Here is an 18,590-nt window from a genome sequence, read left to right as displayed (position 1 = left end):
ACGAGAAAGGCGCGACGATGCGCATCTTCGACCCGCATATCCACATGACCTCCCGCACGACCGACGACTACCAGGCGATGCACGACGCCGGAGTCCGCGCCGTGGTCGAGCCCTCGTTCTGGCTCGGCCAGCCGCGCACGAGCGTCGGCTCCTTCACCGACTACTTCGACGCCCTGATCGGCTGGGAGCGCTTCCGCGCCGCGCAGTACGGGATCCGCCACCACTGCACGATCGGCCTGAACCCCAAGGAGGCGAACGACCCGCGCTGCCGCGAGGTGCTGCCCGAGCTCGACCGCTACCTCGCCAAGGACGGCGTCGTCGCGGTCGGCGAGACCGGCTACGACTCGCTGACCGCGGAGGAGGACGCGGTCTTCCGCCACCAGCTCGAGCTGGCGAAGGACCACGGCCTGCCCGTGCTCGTGCACACCCCGCACCGCGACAAGGCGGCGGGCACGCAGCAGACGCTCGACGTCGTCGCCGAGTCCGGGATCGACCCCGGCCTCGTCGTCGTCGACCACCTCAACGAGACGACCGTCGACCTCGTCCTCGGCTCCGGCTGCTGGCTCGGCTTCTCGATCTACCCGGACACCAAGATGGACGAGACGCGCCTGGTGACCCTGGTCGAGCGGATCGGCCTGGACCGCGTGCTGGTCAACTCCGCCGCCGACTGGGGTCGCTCCGATCCGCTGACCACGGCGAAGACCGGGCATCTGCTGCTCGTCGCCGGCTTCAGCGCCGACGAGGTCGACCGGCTGCTCTGGCGGAACCCGGTCGACTTCTACGGGCAGAGCGGACGGCTGAACCTCGATCCGATCCCGGGCTTCGACGCCGTCGACGCCATGAGCCGCAGCTTCGAGGGCAACTCGATCCTCCGGGGCGCGCCGCGCGTGGCGGAGGTCGTCTGATGCACCTCTCCTACTGCACCAACGTCCACCCGGCCGAGGACCTCGAGGGCGTCGTCCGCCAGCTCGACGTCTACGCCGGGCCCGCCCGCGTCGCCGCCGGGCTCGAGACCGTGGGGGTGGGGCTGTGGATCCCGCGCGATCTCGCCGCCCGCCTGGTCGCCAGCCGCGAGGACCGCGCCGTGCTCCGCGCCGCGCTCGAGCGCAACGGCCTCGAGGTGCGGACGCTGAACGCGTTCCCCTACGCCGCCTTCCACGCCGAGGTGGTGAAGCTCGACGTCTACCGGCCCGACTGGACGACCCCCGAGCGCCTCGCCTACACGATCGACTGCGCGCGGATCCTCGCCGATCTGCTGCCCGCGGGCGCCGACGGCAGCATCTCGACGCTGCCGCTGGGCTGGCGCGAGGGCTGGGGCGCCGAGCAGGACGCGGCGGCCGTCCGGCAGCTCGGGCTGCTGGTCGCCGAGCTGCGCGAGCTGCGGCGCTCGACCGGGCACGCGATCCGCCTGGCGATCGAGCCCGAGCCGGGCTGCATCCTCGACACGGTCGAGGACGTCGTCGCCTGGCTGCACCCGCGGATCGGCCTGGTCGACCCGGCCTACGTGGGCGTCTGCCTCGACACCTGCCACCTCGCCGTGTCCTTCGCCGACCCCGCCGCGGCCGTCCGCCGCATCCGCGACGCGGGCCTGCGGGTCGTCAAGGTGCAGGCCTCGGCGGCGCTGCACGTCGAGGACCCGGCCGACCCGGCGGCCCGCGCGGCCGTGGGGGCGTTCGTGGAGAAGCGCTACCTCCACCAGACCCGAGAGAACGGCCCCGAGGGGGTGCTCCGGGTGGACGACCTGCCCGAGGCGCTCGACACCCTGCCCGGCGCCGGGCCGTGGCGCGTGCACTTCCACGTGCCGCTGCACCACCGGCCGGCCGCGCCGCTCGCGGCGACGACCGCGGTGCTCGCCGAGGCGGTCACCGCGGTCGAGGCCGCCTGGCCGTACGACGACATCCACCTCGACGTCGAGACCTACACCTGGGCGGTGCTGGCGGATGCGCCGAGCGACCTCTCCGTCGGCATCGGTGCCGAGCTGGCCTGGGCGGCGGAGCACCTGCTCACCCCGCAGGCGCGCGAAGCGCTTCGGGAGGCGGCGCCCGCCGGTCCCGGCGCCGCCCGCGTGGCCGAGGAGGTCGCGCTGTGAGGCCGGTGCTGCTGCTCGACGTGGTCGGGCTCACCGCGACGGCGCTCGCCGACATGCCGCGGCTGTCCCGGCTCGCCCGGGCCGGCGGGCAGCTGCCGCTCGACACGATCCTGCCGGCCGTCACCTGCAGCGTGCAGTCGTCGATGCTCACCGGCACGATGCCCGCGCAGCACGGGATCGTCGGCAACGGCTGGTACTTCCGCGACCTCGGCGAGGTGCACCTCTGGCGCCAGCACAACCGCCTCGTCACGGGGGAGAAGGTCTGGGAGACCGCCCGCCGGCTCTCGGGCGACGACCCGTACCGCGCCGCCAACATCGGCTGGTGGTACGCGATGGGAGCGACGACCGATGTCACCGTGACGCCGCGGCCGATCTACCACGCGGACGGCCGCAAGTCGCCGGACGCCTACGTCCGCCCGCCGGCGCTGCACGACGAGCTGGTCGGCAAGCTGGGCGCCTTCCCGCTGTTCCAGTACTGGGGGCCGACCGCGTCGCTGCGCTCCACGCAGTGGATGGTGGACGCGACCCGGCACGTGCTCGCGGGCGACGGCTCCGGGCCGCCCGAGCTGACCACGGCGTACCTGCCGCACCTCGACTACGACCTGCAGCGCTTCGGGCCGGACTCGCCCGAGGCGCGGCGGGCGTCGTCCGAGCTGGACGTGGTGCTCGCTCCGCTGCTCGACGACGCGGAGGCGCTCGGCGCGTCGGTCGTCGTGGTGGCGGAGTACGGGATCGCGGCGGCCGACACCCCCGTGGACGTCAACCGGCTGCTGCGGCGCGAGGGTCTGCTCGAGGTCTACGTGCAGGACGGCCGCGAGCAGCTGGACCCGTGGACCTCGCGCGCCTTCGCGGTCGCGGACCACCAGATCGCGCACGTCTACGTCCCGGACGCGGCGGACCTGCCGCGGGTGCGCTCGCTGCTCGAGGCGCTGGACGGGGTGGACGATGTGCTCGACCGCGCTGCGCAGGCGCGGTACGGCCTCGACCACGAGCGCTCGGGCGAGTTCGTCGTGGTGGCGCGGCCGGGGGCGTGGTTCACCTACTACTACTGGCTCGACGACGACCGCGCGCCGGACTTCGCCCGCGGCGTCGACATCCACCGCAAGCCCGGCTACGACCCGGCGGAGCTGTTCTTCGACCCCGCCGACAGGCTGGTGAAGGCGAAGGCGGCCGGCAACCTCGCGAAGAAGGCCCTCGGGCTGCGCTACGCGATGAACCTGGTGCCGCTGGACGCGTCGCTGGTGCGCGGCACGCACGGCCGCCTGCCGGCGTCGGCGGCCGACACCCCGCTGGTGCTGACCTCGGACCCGGACCTGCTGCCGGCCGCCGCCGCGTCGCTGCCGGTCACGGCCGTCCGCGACCTGGTGCTCGCGGCGCACGCCCCGTCCCTCGCCCGCGAGGCCGCGTCGTCCCGAGCCTGACGCGGCCCGCCGCTGTGCGCACGCCCCGAGTCGACGCGCACCGGGCTCCGCCACCCCCGCAGCCCCCGTTCCGCGTCCACTCGCATACCCCGCGCCTCGCGAGTGGACGCGCGACGGGCTCTGCGGAGGGCGCGAGCCCCGTTCCGCGTCCTGTCGCGCATCGGAGGGTCACGCCTCAGAAGCGGGTGGCCCTTCGGCCCGCGACGGTGTCGGCGCGCGCCGCGACGATTCCGGGCAACCGGGAGTGGCTCCGGATCCAGGCTGCGAGGTCGTCGTCGATGTACTGCGCCACTTCGCACAGATAGCGGTGGTCGATCATCAGGTCGCGAGCGTGCACCGGCTCGTGGTGTGCGGCTCGGTTGCGGAGCAGTCTCAGCCGCTCCAGACGTGCGTGCAGGTCGCCGCGGCGACCGGTGAAGGAGGGGAACGCCCGCCTGAGTGCGGGCTCCCAGAGTCCGCGGTGGTAGCGGTTCACCAGCAGCCCCTCCCAGAACGACGCCCGCAGCTCGGCGACGAGGTGACCGGCCGACCACTGGCCCTTGCCCCGGCGTCGGTCGAGGAAGCCGACCGCGTCCCGGATCTGATCGCTCTCGTTCGCCCGCAGTGGCGCGACCTCCCACCACGGCTCCCGACCCCAGTGCGCCGCGAGAACGCGGTGCATCGCGTTGCGGACACCGACGTCGAGCGCGGAGCTCGCCCCGAGGATCGAGGTGCTCGCCTCGATGTTCCAGGAGTACAGGCGGAGCGCGGTGGCCTGATCGCCGGTCTCGAGGAGATAAGGGCCCAGGCGACTGCTCCCGATGACCGCCGGCAGATTCGGCAGGGTCGCAGGGTCGACGGGCATCATTCGGCGCCCGGAGCGGAAGCGGACCTCGCGGTCCTGATACCGTTCCTCTTGTATGCCCCGGACGGGACGCGAGAGCGTCGGCGCGCCGGGGCGATCACCGTTAAAGGCGGTCGAGCGTTACGGGCGTGAAGGCTGGTCGGCATCCCTCGATCCTCGAGGGACGGCTGCCTGGCTTCAAGGATCTGGCGCTTCGCGGGTGGTCCGGCGGGCGCCGGGGTGCCTCCCGACCACTCCCCAGTGAGGCAGAAGTCGTCGTGGTGCTCGCCCGTCGGCGCGGGACGCCTGCTCATCCGTGCTCGTTCGTGCCGAGGAGCCACGCGGTCAGCTGCGTGTCGTCGGACAGCTCCACGAGCTGCACGAGCCCCCAGTTCTCCGCGTGGTTCGGCGCGGTCATCAGGTGGTTCTGCCAGTCCTTCGCGTACTCGCGCAGAGAGAGGAGCATGTCGGCCACGAGGGCCTCGTAGTCCTCGTCCTCCACGGTGATCGCCGGGTCGACCATGATCATCGCGAAGACGCCGTCCTCCTGACGCACGCGGACATCGGCGGTGACCGTCCGTGCGAGGTACCTGCGGTACCGCGTGGCGTCGACGACGGCCACGGAGTCGCCGTCGCGGCGCACGGTGACGCTGCTGCCGCGGACCGCTCCGTCGATCACCTGTTCGAAGCTGGTCCGTGCGCTGCGGGTGGTCTCGTAGTGCTGGGCGCCGAGGAGAGTCATCCCTCGCTCAGTGAGCGCGTCGTCGAGGACGTCGAGCACACGAGGTACTCGATGCGTTGCGTCGCTGATGCGGCGCGCGAGCGGTGGGGTGGTCGAGGACATCCGTCGATCCTCGAGGACCGGGCGCGTCGCTCCAAGAAGATGGCGCTCTCGGGGTACTTCCGGCGGCCGCCGATCAGTTCGCTCCGCCGAGGGTCGCGTCGAGGTCCGACAGGTCGAGGACGATGCGGTAGCGGACGTCGTTCGCGGCGAGGCGCTCGAGCGCCTCGCCCACCCGGGCGGAGGGGAGCACCTCGACGTCCGCCGTGACACTGTGCTCCCCGCAGAAGGCGAGCAGCTCGCGGGTGCTGCGGGTGCCGCCACTGCCGCCCGAGGTGAGGCTCTTGCGTCCGATCAGCAGGTCGGTCACGTCCACGGTGACCGGCGCGAGCAGTCCGAGGACGCCGAGCGCGCCGTCGAGGGCGAGCGCGTGCAGGTACGGCGCGAGGTCGTGCGGCGCCGAGACGGTGTCGAGGATCAGGTCGAGCCGCCCGCGCTGCTCGGCCATCGCCTCCTCGTCGCGGGAGACGACGACGTGAGCGGCCCCGAGCGCGAGGGCGTCGTCGGTCTTCGACGCGGACGTGGTGAAGACCGTCACCTCGGCCCGGCTGAGGATCAGGCGGTGGCCGCCCGTGCCGCGGTGGTGCGGCGGCCCGCGGTGAGGCGGAGCAGGATCGTCGCGACGAGCACGATCGCCGCCGCGATCAGCGCCGCCGTTCCCGCGGGCGCCGAGAGGAGCTCGCCCGTGAAGCGCCCGACGGCGACCCAGACGAGGCCCCAGCACAGCGACAGCATCGGCGCGAGGCGGCCGCGGCCGGTGACGGCGATCAGCACGCCGATCAGCGCGGCGACGAGCAGGATCGCGACGGCCCAGGGTGCGGCGCCGGGTCCGTCGGCGCTGCCGATCCCCGAACCGACGAGGGCCGCCGTGATGTTGGCGACGGTCGCGACGCACACCCAGCCGAGGTAGAGGCCGAACGTGCCGTCCGTGAGGACCGCGTCGACGACGCCGCCGGTGCGGCTGGTGCGCAGGATCACGAAGATCCGGGCGAGCACGGCGAGCAGGAGGACGATCACCACGACGCTGAGCACGAGCAGTCCGGCCTGCACGACGAGGATCCACGCGGCGTTCAGCAGCAGGCTCGCCGCGGCCCAATAGCCCAGGCGGCGGTGGCGGGTGCGGGCGGCCTGCGAGGGGAGGAACTGCCAGATCGCGTAGCCGATGAGGCCGGTGTAGATGACGCTCCAGATCGCGAAGGCCGGTCCGTCGGGCGCGACGGGCGTCGACGAGGCGGAGAGCGCGCCGCCGGCGGCGTTCTGGATCTGCGTGCCGCCCGCAGCTCCCGAGCCGATGAAGGAGCCGACGACGGCGAGCACGGCGCTCACGGCGACCACCGACTGCCGGATGCGGTCCGCGCGGGTGGGGGATGTCGTGGCGGTCATGTCGCTCCTCGATTAGTCAGCTGGCTGAGTAATGAGCGTAGCGTGCTCGGCGGGGCCGGCGCACCCGGCTTCTGCGCGGGTGGGTCTCGATACGCGCTTCGCGCTAATAGACCAGCATGGGGCGCGCTGCTCGACCAGCATGTGCGGGGCGCGAGCGAGGGGCATGCCGACCGGCAGGGCGTGCCCGCGGCCCCGTTCCTGCTGATCGAGCAGCCCGCAGAGCGGGCGCATCGAGATCCACGCCGGCAGGGCCGCGCAGCCGCAGGCCCGCCGCCCGAGCGCCTAGCGTGGGACCGTGCCCCCTCCTCCGCCCCGCCCGCTCGCGTGAGCGCGCTCGTGGCCCGGCTCGAGCGCCGGCAGATCCCCGTGTACCTCGCCGCGATCGCCGCCGGCGCCGTGCTCGGTCTGCTGCTGCCCGCCGCCCGGCACCTGGAGGTCGCGATCGAGCCGGTGCTCGGGCTGCTGCTGTTCGCGACGTTCCTCGGCGTCCCGTTCGCGGCGATCGGCCGCTCCCTGCGCGACGTCCGCTTCCTCGCCGCGGTCGCGCTGCTGAACTTCGCCGTCGTCCCCGTCGTCGCCTACGGCCTCTCCCGCTTCGTCGCCGACAGCCCGGCCCTCCTCTTCGGAGTGCTGCTCGTGCTGCTCACCCCCTGCATCGACTACGTGATCGTCTTCGCCGGCCTCGCGGGCGGCGCCTCCGACCGGCTGCTCGCCGCCGCACCGCTGCTGATGCTCGCGCAGCTCCTGCTCCTGCCGCTGTACCTGCTGCTCCTCCTCGGACCGTCCGGCGTCGCCGTCGTCGAGATCGGCCCCTTCCTCCGGGCGCTCCTGCTGCTGATCGTGCTGCCGCTCACGGCCGCCGCGCTCGTGCAGGCCCTCGGCCGCCGGCACCGCGCCGGGCGCGTCGTCGAGTCGACGATGCTCGGCCTGATGGTCCCGCTGATGGCGGCGACCCTCCTCGTCGTCGTCGCCTCCCAGATCGGAGCGGTCGGCGCCGCCGCCGGGGAGCTGCTCGTCCTCGTCCCGCTCTACGCCGCGTTCCTCGCGATCATGGTCGCCGCCGGTCTCGGGACGGCCCGGCTCCTCCGCCTCGACGTCCCCGTGTCACGGGCGCTCGTGTTCAGCGGAGCGACCCGCAACTCCCTCGTGGTGCTGCCGCTCGCCCTCGCCCTCCCCGCGCCGCTGGCACTCGCCCCGGTCGTCGTCGTGACGCAGACCCTCGTCGAGCTGGTGGGAATGGTCGTGCTCGTCCGGCTGGTCCCGCGGCTGGTCCGTGACGGGGCGGCTCCGAAGTAGGGCGGGCTGCCGGACCCGCTTCTCCACCGCTGCGACCCTCGCCCGCCCCGAAGATTGCCATCGACTGCCCAGAATTAGGAATTCCCAATTCCGGCCTATTTTCTCCTACACGCATCCTGAGCGGGCCCGTGTGCGAGGCTGCCGGGATGGCGACGGAGCAGGACGGTCCCCCGCGGTTCGCGGATCCCCGGCGACTCGGCGCGGTCGTGGGCCTCGCCGGCGCCGTTGTCTTCGCCTTCTCGTACTCGCCCGCGGAGCCCGTCGCCCTCGTCGCGCGGATCCTCGTCGCCGCGACGGTCGCCGCCGCGCTCTGGTTCCTCTTCGTCCGGCCGCGTCCGCTCGGGCCGTTCGCGCCGCCGCGGCCGATGCGCCTCGCGGTCTACGGAGCCTGCGTCGTCGCGGAGTTCGCGCTCATCGCCGCCGGCAGCCGCGCCCTCGAGGCGGCGGGCCGCGGCGAGCTCCGGCCGGCGCTGATCGCGCTCGTGGTCGGGCTGCACTTCCTGCCGTTCGCGTGGGCGTTCTCCGAGCGGATGTTCGCCGTGCTCGGCGGCGCGCTGGTCGTGCTCGGCGGGCTGGGCCTGCTCGTCGGCAGCGGGGCGGCGGCCGTGCTCGCGGCGGTGGCGTCCGGCGTCGTGATGGCGCTGCTCCTGCTCGCCTACGCCCTCGGCGCCTTCGCTGTGAAGGGCCGGCCGCGCGAGGACCGGCCGTCCGGGCTCCCCGGCGGCTGAGAGATCCTTCATAGACTGGGGTTCCGTGCTCGGATGAACGTCTCGGTCGTCCGGGACGTACCTCCTCCGACGGGCTCTTCGGCCGGTCGGAACGGGAGGCGTCGATGGCACTCGCGGCGACGACGATGCGACGAGGGGACTGCACGGCGATGACGCATCCCGATCCGGAGCCGGTCGCGGCTTCCGGCCCCGGCGCCGGCATCGACCTCACCGCGGCCTTCGACGAGCACGGGTCCGCCCTGCTGGGCTTCGCCGTCAACGCGCTGCGCGACCGCGGTCTGGCCGAGGACTGCGTGCAGGAGACGTTCCTGCGCGCCTGGCGCTCGCGCGACCGCTACGCCGCCGAGCGGGCGAGCCCGCGCACCTGGCTCTTCGCGATCGCCCGCAACGTGATCGTCGACGCCCACCGCTCCGTGCAGCGCCTGCCGCGCATCGTGCCGGCCGACGCGCTCGAGGACGTCCCCGGCGAGCAGGCCGACCTGCTGGAGCCGCTGATGATGGTCGAGGCGCTCGCCCGCCTCTCGCCCGAGCACCGGCAGGTGGTCGTGGCGATCCACCTCAACGGCGAGAGCTACGCGGAGGTGTCCGCGGCGACGGGAGTCGCGGTCGCGACGCTCCGCACCCGCACGTTCTACGCTCTCAAGGCGCTCCGCACGCAGCTCGCGGGGCCCGACCCGACCTCGGAGGACCGTTCGTGACAGGCGCAGATCGACCGGGCGGAGACGCCGGACGTCGGGAGGAGCTGATCGCCGCGGCGCTCGCCGGCGAGCTGTCGGCCGAGGAGTCCGCCGCGCTGGACCGCCTCCGCGCCGTCGATCCGAGCATCGACGAGGAGCTGGCGTCCTTCGGCGCGGTGCTCGAGGGTCTCCGCGGCGTCGGCCGGTGGGAGGAGCCGCAGCCGTCCGCGGAGCTGGCGGATCGCGTGGCCGCCCTCGGCTCTCCCGCGCCGCTGGTGGCGCTGCCGCGCGTCGGCGGCGCGGAGTCCGTGCCGGCTCGTCCTGCACGGGGGCGCCGGATCGCGCTTCAGGCGACAGCCGCCGCCGCATGCCTCGCGCTCGGCGCGATCGGCGGGCTCGGCGTCCTGGCGCTCACGGACCGTCCACCCGAGGGCGGACCGGGCACCCTCGGCGCGGCCGAGCCGATCGCCTTCGCCGAGGACGCGGACCTCGACATCGACGCCGAGCTCGTCGCGCACACCTGGGGCACCGAGACGATCCTGCGCGGCAGCGGCTTCGCCGTCGGCGAGAGCTACGAGGTCGTCCTCGTCACGGCGACGGGACTGCGGCTCCCCTCCGGCTCGTTCCTCGGCAGCGAGGCCGAGCTCGACTGCGCGATGAACGCGGCGGTCCTGCGTCCCTCCGTCGCGTCGATCGAGATCACCGACGAGAGCGGCGGAGCGGTCGCGGTCGCCGAGCTGCCGGTCGTCGAGAGCTGAGCCGGGGGCGGTCGGTGCGTCGGCGGCCGACCGAGCGGCCGCCGACTCAGCGGCGCGGCCCCGGGACGAGGCGGGTCAGCCGTCCGATCAGCCACTCCAGCGGGCCGATGCCGACGAAGCGCCACCAGAGCACGCCGATCGCCCACACCCCGAGCACGAGCAGGAGCGCGGCGGCGGGCGTGTCCGCTCGGTAGCCGAGGCCCGCAGTCGCGAAGGCGGCGACCACCGCGACCTGCAGCACGTAGACCGAGAGCGCCAGCGAGCCGACCGCACGGAGCGGGGTGAGCGCCGCCGCGATCACCGTGCTCGCCGGCCGCCGCCGGACCGTTGCGAGCAGCACGACGACGACGTATGCGGCGAGCACCAGCCCGAGGTCGTGCAGGGTGTCCGGGTGGCTGCCCGACCCCGCGTCGACGCCGAGCAGCCGCTCGAGCACCGGCCGCACCGGGTAGGCGAGCACGGCGACCACCGCGAGCAGGACCAGCAGGCGCTCGCGCCGGAAGCCGCGCCGCAGCAGCAGCGCGCCGAGCAGGAAGAAGGGGAGCAGGTTGGTCACGCGGTAGTGCGGGTCGACGAAGCTCCACTGCAGCAGCAGGCCGACCGGCGTCCGCCCGTAGAGCACCGTCGGATCCGCGCCCGCCGCGACCGCCGCGTTCAGCGGGGCGCCCAGCACGAGCAGGACGGCGCCGATCACCGCGACGGCGCGGCTGCGCAGGAGCAGGATCGGCGTCCCGAGCGCGAGCGTCAGCCCCAGGTGCGCCAGCACGATCGCGATCCAGCTGCCCCAGGTGCCCAGCCACACGCCGAGCGCGACGAGCACCGCCCCGCGGATCAGGTTCTGCACGACGACGCGTCCGCCGGAGGACGTCGGCCGCGCGAGGACGAGCGCCGCGGACATCCCCATCACCAGGGCGAACAGCGGCGAGGCCAGGTCGTTGACGTTCCCCGCGACGAAGCCGACCGCCCCGCCGCGCAGCCCCGGCACGAGCGGCAGCGCGTGCGCGATCAGCATCGCCACGATCGCGACCCCGCGCAGCACGTCGGGCACGAGCATCCGGTCGGGCTGCAGCCGCGGCGCGGCCCGGGCGGCGCGCGCGACGGTCGTGGTCGCATCCATGGGGAGAGGCTACGGCGTGGCGGCCGCGGCGGGTGCGGCGCACCTTCGGCTCGTGGAATCGGGTCGGGCTCGTCGAATCGGGCGCTTTCCGCGTGCCGGGGTCGAATTCGCGTGCCGGAGGTGCCGGCTGCGGACTCTGAGTGGGGCTGGGCTCGTCTGCTCCACATGTCCGGCTCGTGGAATCGGGTCGGGCTCGTGAAATCGGGCGTTTTCCACGTGCCGGAGTCGATTTCGCGTGCCGAAGGTGTCGACCGCGGTCTCCGGCTCGGGGTGCGCGCGTCTGCTCCGGGCGTTCGGCTCGTGGAATCGGGTCGGGCTCGTCGAATCGGGCGTTTTCCGCAAGCCGGGGGTCGTTTCACGTGCCGGAGGTGTCGACGATGCGCTCCAGCGAGAGGTGTGCGCGTCTGTCCGACATGTTCGGCTCGTGGAATGGGCTCGGGCTCGTCGAATCGGGCCGTTTCCGCGTGCCGGAGTCGATCTCGCGTGCCGGAGGTGTCGGTCGAGGCGGGGATGCGGGGTTGCTGCGAGCCGGGGGCCCGGGCGAGCGCCGGGGCGGCGCGGGCGGCATGCTGGAGGGATGACCGACGCCACCACGCCCGCACCGTCCGTCGATCCCGTGGGAGCGCCCGCAGCCGCGGCCGCAGCCGCGCCCGCCGCCGCGCCGCCCGAGCGCCGCGCGCGCCCGGCCCGCCCGCAGCTCGTCCTGACGGTGCTGCGCACCGAGCGCCTCACCGACCACTTCGTCCGCGTGCACCTCGGCGGCGACGGCTTCGACGCCTTCCTCCAGGCCGCGGACCCCGAGCGGCTCGCCGCGACGGACCGCTACGTGAAGCTGCTGCTCGCTCCTTCCGGCGTCGCCCTCGAGCCGCCGCACGACCTCGACGCCCTGCGCGCCCGCCTCGCCCCCGAGGACCTGCCCGTGCGCCGGACCTACACGATCCGCTCCGTCGACCTCGAGGCCCGCAGCCTCGCCATCGACTTCGTCCTGCACGGCGACGAGGGCGTGGCCGGGCCCTGGGCGGCCGCCGCGCGCCCCGGCGACCGGCTCGAGATGTCCGCCCCCGGCGGCGCCTGGGCACCCAGCGCCGACGCCGCGAACCTCCTGCTCGGCGACGAGTCGGCACTGCCGGCCATCGCGGCGGCGCTCGAGGCGATGCCCGCCGACGCCCGCGGCACCGCGCTGATCGAGGTGCACGGCGCCGAGGACGAGCTCCCGCTCGCCGCTCCGGCGGGCGTCGAGGTGCGCTGGCTGCACCGCGGCGATGAGGAGGCGGGGCTCGCGCTCACGGCGGCCGTCGGCGACCTGCCGCGGCCCGCCGGCCCCGTCGAGGTCTTCGCCCACGGCGAGCGGACCGCGATGAAGCGGCTGCGCGCGATCCTCCAGGACGACTGGGGTGTCGAGCGGGCCGCGCTCTCGCTGTCGGCCTACTGGGCGCTCGGCCGCGCGGAGGACCGCTTCCAGGCCGAGAAGCGCGAGCCGGTCGGCGCGATCTTCGCGGACTGACCGGACCGGAGCCTGCGGCCCGATCGCGCCCCACGACCGCACCGCTCCCGCCGACGACGAAGGGCCCCGCTGCGCGTTCTGCGCACCGGGGCCCTTCTCGCGTGACCCGCCGCCCTCAGGCGCGGATCACTCCGGGAGTCAGACCCGCTTCAGGATGATCGCCGCACTCGTCGTGGCGTTGCCCGCCGCGTCGACGGCCTTCGCCGTCACCGAGTAGCTGCCTTTGGGGAACACCGCGGTGTTCACCGTGAGGTACCAGTTGCCGTCGGACGCCTGGACGGCGTCGCCGAGCTTCGTGGTGCCGACCCAGTAGCTGACGCCGGTCACCGCGGTGTCATCGGAGGCGGTCGCCATCAGGCTGACGACTCCGGTGACCGACGAGCCGGAGCCCGGCGAGACGATCGCGACGGTCGGCGCGGTGCGGTCCACCGGGGCGGGCGCGGCCGTCGGAGTCGCCGTCGGGGTGGCCGTGGGCGTCGCCGTCGGGGTCGCGGTCGCCGTCGGCACGGCGGTCGGAGTGGCCGTCGGAGTAGCCGTGGGCGTGGCGGTCGGCGTCGCGGTCGGCGTGGCCGTCGGCGTCGCGGTGGCGGTCGGGGTCGCGGTGGGCGTCGGCGTCGCGGTCGGCGTCGGAGCGGTCACCCCGCCGAACTGGTCGGCGCCGGCGGTGCGGGAGCCCATCGTCTGGCCGTCGATGTCGGTGCGGGCCGACGTGGTCGACCCCCAGCCGGCGATCTGGGTGCCGGTCGCGGACAGCACGTGCAGGTCGCCGGTGGCCACGGAGGCGAGCGCCGGGGCGCCCTGGATGTTGCCCTGCTGGTTCAGCAGCGACGGCGTCTTGCAGAGCTTGGTGTTCCAGTTCTCGACGATGGTGTTCGTCATCGGGCTGGTGCAGGAGGAGAGGTAGCTGACGATGTTGCGGTCGAAGACCGTGTTCTTCGCCCCGCCGACCCGCAGCGCGCCCGACTCGAAGGTGTTGTTGCGGATGTAGATGCCGTCGGCGGAGGCCTCGCGGAAGTCCGCCGCCGAGCCGCCGCGGCAGTCCGAGGTGATCACGATGCAGCCGGAGACGAAGTTCGACTCGACGGTGATGTCGGTCATGCCGTCGCCGCCGCCGGGGGAGAAGATGATGCCCGCGTTGTAGCAGTTCATCAGCGTGTTGGCGCGGAGGGTGACGTGGTTGCTCTCGAACACCTGGATGCAGTCGGCGTGCAGCCCGTTGTCGATGTTCTGGTCGAAGTTGCGGACCACGTTGTTCTCGATCAGCCCGTTGTCCGTGCCGCCGACCTGGATGCCGTCCATCGACGAGCCGTTCTCGAACAGCGAGTCGCGGACGACGACGTTCGCGCTGCGCACGAAGATGCCGGCGCCGTCGATGTGCATCCGGTTCACCGTGATGCCCGAGCCGTAGGTGTAGAAGGTGCTCTTCGAGAAGATGTCGTTCCACACCGTGTTCGGCGTGTAGACCTTCGTCGAGCCGAGGACGGGCGAGGCGCCCGGCGCGGGCCGCACGGTGACGGGAGCGGCGACGGTCGCCTTCCCGCCCTTGAGGGTCGTCGTCGGGTAGGTGCCGGAGGTGAGCAGCACGGTGTCACCGGCGGCCGCGCTCTGGACGGCGGTGGTCAGGGCGCAGGGAGCGGCTGCGGAGCAGACCGTTCCCGTGCCGGTGGGAGAGGCGTAGCGGTTCGCCGCCGCGAAGCTGGGCGCGGCCGCGAAGAACGCGGCGATCACGACCAGCAGGGCGGCGAGAGTCGCGCTGAGCGTTCGAGTCATGGGCGTGGTGTCCAATCGGGGAAGGTGTGAGCGGGGACTCGGGGCTGGGAGAGGAGAAGGGAGAAGTCGAGGGGAGGCCGCACCGGGCCTCGGCGGTGCGCGCCGGGCGAAAGGGGGGCGACTCCGTACACTGGGCGCGGCGGGAGCGTCCCCGGCGGCCGCGCAGCACCGCTGCAGCTGCCACCGAGCCCCCGCCCAGACGGACGGACGCGGCGATGGGCCGCCTCCGCCACCGAGAAGGACGGCTCCGCGACGGGGCCGGGAACGGGATCGCTGTGAGCGGAGTAGGTTCGCGAGTCCGGACGGTGCTGGGCGGGCTGCGCAAGCGCACCGCCCCGCTGCTGAAGAGCCCGGCGGTGCTCTCGCTCGGAGCGCGCGGCGTCTTCCTCGACGCACCGCGCCTGCGCAGCGCCCGCCGCTCCGGAGGCGCTCAGGGGCGCGCGATCCTCATCGCCCCGCCCGGCGCCGGCAACATCGGCGACGCGGCCCTGGTCGGCGCGTTCCTCGAGAACGTGGCCGGACCGATCACCGTGGTGACCCGCTACAAGGGCGACTTCCGCATCCCGGCCGAGCACGCCGACCGCGTCGAGATCGTCTCGCTGGGCACCCTGCTCTACGGCGGCCTGCCGAGCTTCGTCCGCGACCTGCGCCGCTTCCGGGCCATGCTGCCCGGCGCCGCGTCCGTCTCGATCGTCGGCGCCGACATCATGGACGGCGCCTACAACTTCCGCGCCTCGACCAGCCGCGCGCTCGTCGCCCGCAGCGCCGCGTCGGCCGGAGTCGGCACGCGCGTCCTCGGCTTCAGCTGGAACGGCAAGGCCCACCCGGGCGCCCTCGCGCAGCTCCGCGACGCGGACCGCGCCGGCACGACCCTCTTCCTCCGCGACCCGCTCTCGGTCGAGCGCGCCCGCCGCGACGGACTCGACGCGAAGGCCTCCGCGGACATCGTCTTCTCCGCGCGCTCCGTCGACCAGGGCCGCGCGAGCAGCGAGCTCGCCGCGCTGGACACCTCCGGCGGCATCGCGATCGTCAACGTCTCCGGCCTGATCGACACCGACCAGACCGGCGCCTACGTGGAGATCATCGGCGGCCTGCGCGCCCGCGGACTCGCCGTCGTGCTGCTCCCGCACGTGATCAAGCACGGACCGGACGACCTCGCGGCCTGCCGCAAGGTCTTCGCCGCCCTGCCGGACACCGCGGGCGTCGCCTTCGTCGAGGACGTCCTCACCCCGGCGGAGGTGCGCGGCTTCACCGAGCGCGCGACCGTCACCGTGACCGGCCGCATGCACCTCGCGATCATGTCCCTGATGAAGGGCGTCCCCGCGATCACCCTCGCCACCCAGGGCAAGGTCGAGGGCCTGATGGCGATGTTCGAGCTGCCCTACCTGTGCGTCGAGCCGGGCGCGGGCCTCGCGAGCCGCGTGGGCGACGCCCTCGAGCGCGTCCTCTCGGACCGCGAGAGCGTCTCCGCCGCGATCCTCGCGAAGCTGCCCGCCGTCCAGGAGCTCAGCGCCGCGAACTTCGCCGGCCTGCCGCGCGCCTGACGGGCACGCGCGGGCTGCCGCGCGGGTCAGGGCTGCCGCGCTGGTCAATGCGGGGCTGATCGGCGCTTCGTCGATCGGTGCTCGGCCGATCGGCGTCGGGCTCGTCGACGCGCGGGTCGTCGGCGGCGGGGTCGTCGGCACGGGCGTCCTTCCGGGCGTCTAGGGCGGAGGAGCGGCTCGCTCCACGTCCGCGGCACTGCGGGGAGGGGAGTCGCTCGAGAGGTCGGCCGGGGGCTCCGGCGCTACTGCTGTGACCATAGGGGCGACTTTCGAACGCCTGTTCCCGATGAACCTTCCTCCGGACGGAGGTTCCCGTTCAGGGGGCGCACTCCGGTCCGACGCGCCGCGGATCCGCCTGTTCCCGCCCGTCGGGCACCCCGACCGGACCCGGACGGACATCCGCGGCTTCCACGGCTCCGCGCCGCCCCGGGCGTGTCCCGCACCGGTGCCCGACCTCCGGCTCGCGGAACCACCCGCGGCTCGCCGTCTCCGGCGATCCTCACGAGCCGAAGCCGACCCTGCCTGCCGCAGGCCGCCGCGCCCCCCTCTGCACGAGATCCGGCTCGCGAAACCACGCTCGGCTCGCAAGATCGGACGGTTCCCGCGAGCCCGAGCCGTTTCCGCGTGCCGGAGGTGGTCGCGGTGTGCCGGCCGGCACCTTCGGCTCGTGGAATCGGGTCCGGCTCGCGGGATCGGGCGGTTCTGGCGAGCCGGAGCTGTTCTCGCGTGCCGAAGGTGGTCGCGGTGCGCCGGACGCCACCTTCGGCTCGTGAAATCGGGTCGGGCTCGCAAGATCGGATGGTTTCTGCGAGCCGGAGCTGCTTTCGCGTGCCGGAGGTGGGTGCGTCAGCGTGTGTGCGAGGTTCGGCTCGTGAAATCGGGTTGGGCTCGCGGAATCGGGCGGTTCTGGCGAGCCGGAGCTGCTTTCGCGTGCCGAAGGTGGTCGCGGTGTGGCGGACGGGACCTTCGGCTCGTGGAATCGGGTCGGGCTCGTGGGATCGAGTGGTTTCCGCAAGCCGGAGGTGATTCCGCGAGCCGGAGGTGATTCCGCGTGCCGGAGGTCGCGCCCGGGGCGCTCGGCGTCAGACCAGGCGGCGGCCGCTGAAGCGGTCGATGGGGGCGTCGCGGCGCATAGCGCGCTCGTACATGCGGTGGAACGGCTCGGTCAGCACGCCGTTGGAGCGGTCGAGGGCGTCCTGCCACGCGACGATCTCGCCGAGCTGGGCGGCGAGGTCGGCCCGCAGTGCCGCCTCGTCCACGGTGGTCGACTCGCCGCCGGAGACGACGATCCGGCCGGCCACGATCACGGTGTCGATCGACGAGCCGTTCTCGGAGTAGACGAGCTGGTTCTCCAGGCGCTGGCGCGGGGTGAACGCGAGCGTCTCGAGGTCGAAGAGCACGAGGTCGGCCTGCTTGCCCACCTCGATGCTCCCGGTGACGTCGCCCAGCACGGCACTGCGCGCGCCGCCGATGGTGCCCGCCGTGAGCACCTCCGCGACGGTCGGCCAGGACGCCAGGTCGGGGTCCGTCACCTTGTGCAGCAGGGCCGCCGCCTTCACCACGTCCAGCATCCGCGGGGAGTCGCTGCTCGAGCAGCCGTCGGTGCCGAGTCCGAGGTTCACCCCCGCGTCGTGCAGTGCGCGCCACGGCGCGATGCCGGAACCGAGCTTGAGGTTCGAGATCGGGTTGTGCGAGACGGAGGTGCCCGCCCCGGCGATCGCCGCCATGTCGGAGTCCGTCAGCCAGATCCCGTGCGCGAAGGTGGTGTTGGCGGAGAGGGCGCCGATCCCGGCCATGTACTCGACCAGCGTCGAGCCGTGGAACTCCTCGCCGGTGACCAGCTGGGTCTTGGTCTCGAGGACGTGGATGTGGCACTCCGCGTCGTGCTCGAGCGCCAGCTCCGTCGCTCCGATCAGCAGGTCGGCGCCGACGCGCTGCGGGGCCGACGGCGCGACCATGTAGCGCAGCCGGCCGCCGCCGCGCCCGTGCTGGGTCGCGAAGGCGGTGCGGCTGAAGTCGAGGTAGCCCTCGGTGGTCGGCCGCGCGGCCCCGCGCACCGAGTCGAGCAGCTCGGCCGGCAGGTACTCCTCGAGGAACGGCATGGTCTCGAAGAACGGCTTGCTGATCACGTGCCCGGAGATGTTCGCCCGGATCCCGATCTCGTCGTACGCGTCGAAGACCGCGGCGAGCTGCTCCGCGTCCTGGTCCGGGTTCTCCAGCACGTCGTCGACGAGCGTCGTCACCCCGGCCTTCAGCGATTCCAGCGCGAACAGCGACGAGCGCAGCCGCACCAGATCCGGGGCGACGCGGCTGTCGCCCAGGATCGGGTACGACAGCAGCATCCACAGCTCGAGCGGCAGGTTGTCGTAGCGCCCCTTGTAGAGGTACTCCCACGAGTGGGTGTGCGCGTTGACGAACCCGGGCGTGACCAGCCGGTCGCGTCCGTCGACGACCTCGTCGCCCGGCTCGGGCACCAGCCCCGGGCCGATCTCCGTGATCACGTCGTCGACGATGCGGATGCTCGCCGTGATCGGGACGGCGCCCGAGACCGGGTCCATCGTGATGACGGCGGCGTCGGTGATGAGGAGTGCCATGGCGGTTCCGTTCGTGGTGCGGTGGTGCGGGAGCGGGGAGGAGAG

Annotated in this window: 16 protein-coding genes; 9 read left to right on the top strand and 7 right to left on the bottom strand. The window is 73.5% G+C overall.

The window, feature by feature from the left end; all coding sequences use genetic code 11:
• The first annotated feature begins 17 nt into the window (after positions 1 to 17).
• From HQQ82_RS11920 to HQQ82_RS11910, 3 genes are read left to right on the top strand one after another with little or no spacing between them, the layout of a single operon-like run.
• Positions 18 to 905, top strand: a complete 888-nt coding sequence (locus tag HQQ82_RS11920) for a TatD family hydrolase (protein ID WP_173233422.1) — start codon at positions 18 to 20, stop codon at positions 903 to 905.
• On the top strand, positions 905 to 2,089 hold the full coding sequence (gene eboE / locus HQQ82_RS11915; protein ID WP_173233420.1) for a metabolite traffic protein EboE: 1,185 nt from the start codon (positions 905 to 907) through the stop codon (positions 2,087 to 2,089). The genes HQQ82_RS11920 and eboE overlap by 1 nt, the downstream gene beginning before the upstream one ends.
• Entirely contained in the window at positions 2,086 to 3,510 is a 1,425-nt protein-coding gene (locus tag HQQ82_RS11910; protein WP_173233418.1) for a nucleotide pyrophosphatase/phosphodiesterase family protein, read from the top strand. The genes eboE and HQQ82_RS11910 overlap by 4 nt, the downstream gene beginning before the upstream one ends.
• Before the next feature lie 175 nt (positions 3,511 to 3,685).
• Here the strand turns inward: HQQ82_RS11910 and HQQ82_RS11905 are convergent, their stop codons facing one another.
• The 4 genes from HQQ82_RS11905 to HQQ82_RS11890 form a co-directional block, all read right to left on the bottom strand.
• Positions 3,686 to 4,354: a hypothetical protein gene (locus tag HQQ82_RS11905; protein ID WP_173233416.1), complete on the bottom strand. Its 669-nt coding sequence runs from the start codon at positions 4,352 to 4,354 to the stop codon at positions 3,686 to 3,688.
• Positions 4,355 to 4,643: 289 nt separating this feature from the next.
• Positions 4,644 to 5,075 carry a prevent-host-death protein gene (locus HQQ82_RS11900; RefSeq protein WP_173233414.1) on the bottom strand — a complete coding sequence of 144 codons (432 nt, stop codon included), beginning with the start codon at positions 5,073 to 5,075 and terminating at the stop codon, positions 4,644 to 4,646.
• A gap of 175 nt (positions 5,076 to 5,250) precedes the next feature.
• Positions 5,251 to 5,712, bottom strand: coding sequence for a zinc-binding dehydrogenase (locus tag HQQ82_RS11895; RefSeq protein ID WP_173233412.1), 462 nt, complete (start codon positions 5,710 to 5,712; stop codon positions 5,251 to 5,253).
• A 17-nt stretch (positions 5,713 to 5,729) separates the two neighbouring features.
• A complete protein-coding gene (locus tag HQQ82_RS11890; RefSeq protein ID WP_173233410.1) occupies positions 5,730 to 6,557 on the bottom strand; it encodes a tryptophan-rich sensory protein in 828 nt (275 codons plus the stop codon).
• Between the two features lie 324 nt (positions 6,558 to 6,881).
• Between HQQ82_RS11890 and HQQ82_RS11885 the strand changes: the two genes are divergently transcribed.
• The 4 genes from HQQ82_RS11885 (at position 6,882) to HQQ82_RS11870 (ending at position 10,016) form a co-directional block, all read left to right on the top strand.
• On the top strand, positions 6,882 to 7,853 hold the full coding sequence (locus HQQ82_RS11885; protein ID WP_173233408.1) for a bile acid:sodium symporter: 972 nt from the start codon (positions 6,882 to 6,884) through the stop codon (positions 7,851 to 7,853).
• Between the two features lie 146 nt (positions 7,854 to 7,999).
• Positions 8,000 to 8,581: a hypothetical protein gene (locus HQQ82_RS11880; RefSeq protein WP_173233406.1), complete on the top strand. Its 582-nt coding sequence runs from the start codon at positions 8,000 to 8,002 to the stop codon at positions 8,579 to 8,581.
• 149 nt (positions 8,582 to 8,730) lie between these two features.
• Positions 8,731 to 9,279, top strand: coding sequence for a sigma-70 family RNA polymerase sigma factor (locus HQQ82_RS11875; protein ID WP_173233404.1), 549 nt, complete (start codon positions 8,731 to 8,733; stop codon positions 9,277 to 9,279).
• Positions 9,276 to 10,016 (top strand): hypothetical protein, encoded by a 741-nt coding sequence (locus tag HQQ82_RS11870; protein WP_173233402.1) that lies wholly within the window; start codon positions 9,276 to 9,278, stop codon positions 10,014 to 10,016. The genes HQQ82_RS11875 and HQQ82_RS11870 overlap by 4 nt, the downstream gene beginning before the upstream one ends.
• Before the next feature lie 46 nt (positions 10,017 to 10,062).
• Here the strand turns inward: HQQ82_RS11870 and HQQ82_RS11865 are convergent, their stop codons facing one another.
• Positions 10,063 to 11,133 carry a DUF418 domain-containing protein gene (locus HQQ82_RS11865; RefSeq protein WP_173233400.1) on the bottom strand — a complete coding sequence of 357 codons (1,071 nt, stop codon included), beginning with the start codon at positions 11,131 to 11,133 and terminating at the stop codon, positions 10,063 to 10,065.
• Positions 11,134 to 11,710: 577 nt separating this feature from the next.
• Between HQQ82_RS11865 and HQQ82_RS11860 the strand changes: the two genes are divergently transcribed.
• Complete coding sequence (locus HQQ82_RS11860) at positions 11,711 to 12,637, top strand: siderophore-interacting protein (protein WP_173233398.1); 927 nt, start codon at positions 11,711 to 11,713, stop codon at positions 12,635 to 12,637.
• 138 nt (positions 12,638 to 12,775) lie between these two features.
• On the opposite strand, the gene HQQ82_RS11855 is transcribed toward HQQ82_RS11860, so the two are convergent.
• On the bottom strand, positions 12,776 to 14,407 hold the full coding sequence (locus HQQ82_RS11855; protein ID WP_173233396.1) for an Ig-like domain-containing protein: 1,632 nt from the start codon (positions 14,405 to 14,407) through the stop codon (positions 12,776 to 12,778).
• Positions 14,408 to 14,712: 305 nt separating this feature from the next.
• On the opposite strand from HQQ82_RS11855, the gene HQQ82_RS11850 reads away from it, so the two are divergent.
• Entirely contained in the window at positions 14,713 to 15,951 is a 1,239-nt protein-coding gene (locus HQQ82_RS11850; protein ID WP_173233394.1) for a polysaccharide pyruvyl transferase family protein, read from the top strand.
• Between the two features lie 1,082 nt (positions 15,952 to 17,033).
• On the opposite strand, the gene HQQ82_RS11845 is transcribed toward HQQ82_RS11850, so the two are convergent.
• Complete coding sequence (locus HQQ82_RS11845) at positions 17,034 to 18,545, bottom strand: amidohydrolase family protein (RefSeq protein WP_173233392.1); 1,512 nt, start codon at positions 18,543 to 18,545, stop codon at positions 17,034 to 17,036.
• Positions 18,546 to 18,590 lie beyond the last annotated feature (45 nt).

It is taken from the genome of Rathayibacter sp. VKM Ac-2856 (genome assembly GCF_013205055.1).
Lineage (GTDB): Bacteria > Actinomycetota > Actinomycetes > Actinomycetales > Microbacteriaceae > Rathayibacter.
Note: the sequence above shows the minus strand (reverse complement) of the source record. Positions and strands in the feature narration are given on the sequence as shown.

Coding starts and splice junctions, on each gene's coding strand:
- HQQ82_RS11905 (WP_173233416.1), bottom strand. CDS start 4,354: ATGCCCGTCGACCCTGCGACCCTGCCGAATCTGCCGGCGGTCATCGGG.
- HQQ82_RS11865 (WP_173233400.1), bottom strand. CDS start 11,133: ATGGATGCGACCACGACCGTCGCGCGCGCCGCCCGGGCCGCGCCGCGG.
- eboE (WP_173233420.1), top strand. CDS start 905: ATGCACCTCTCCTACTGCACCAACGTCCACCCGGCCGAGGACCTCGAG.
- HQQ82_RS11900 (WP_173233414.1), bottom strand. CDS start 5,075: ATGACTCTCCTCGGCGCCCAGCACTACGAGACCACCCGCAGCGCACGG.
- HQQ82_RS11875 (WP_173233404.1), top strand. CDS start 8,731: ATGACGCATCCCGATCCGGAGCCGGTCGCGGCTTCCGGCCCCGGCGCC.
- HQQ82_RS11880 (WP_173233406.1), top strand. CDS start 8,000: ATGGCGACGGAGCAGGACGGTCCCCCGCGGTTCGCGGATCCCCGGCGA.
- HQQ82_RS11920 (WP_173233422.1), top strand. CDS start 18: ATGCGCATCTTCGACCCGCATATCCACATGACCTCCCGCACGACCGAC.
- HQQ82_RS11860 (WP_173233398.1), top strand. CDS start 11,711: ATGACCGACGCCACCACGCCCGCACCGTCCGTCGATCCCGTGGGAGCG.
- HQQ82_RS11890 (WP_173233410.1), bottom strand. CDS start 6,557: ATGACCGCCACGACATCCCCCACCCGCGCGGACCGCATCCGGCAGTCG.
- HQQ82_RS11855 (WP_173233396.1), bottom strand. CDS start 14,407: ATGACTCGAACGCTCAGCGCGACTCTCGCCGCCCTGCTGGTCGTGATC.
- HQQ82_RS11845 (WP_173233392.1), bottom strand. CDS start 18,545: ATGGCACTCCTCATCACCGACGCCGCCGTCATCACGATGGACCCGGTC.